Source organism: Cellvibrio sp. ATLC23 (assembly GCF_057196725.1).
This window is the reverse complement of sequence record NZ_JBXUOS010000041.1, coordinates 1-223: the sequence shown is the minus strand read 5'-3', so window position 1 is coordinate 223 and position 223 is coordinate 1. Positions and strand designations below refer to the sequence as shown.

The following is a 223-nucleotide window of genomic DNA, read 5'->3' as shown; positions in this document are numbered from 1 at the left end:
AAGCGACAGAAATTGAAAAGCCTATGCGCACCAGCGCACTAGAAACAACACAAGTCACTGCGCTACACACAACCGAGCCAGTTGCTGAACAGTATTTGCAGCAAGAGATTGTTGGTACTGAACAAAGGCTAGAAATTGCTCAACAAGCGACAGAAATTGAAAAGCCTATGCGCACTAGCGCACTAGAAACAACACCAACAACTGGGCAACACACAACCGAGCT

General features: G+C 46.6%; 1 protein-coding gene. It reads left to right on the top strand.

Translation table 11 applies throughout. The features are described from left to right. Window positions 1-223: hypothetical protein (locus AC2CG4_RS20100; protein ID WP_484487960.1), on the top strand; the 223-nt coding region annotated here is incomplete at both ends.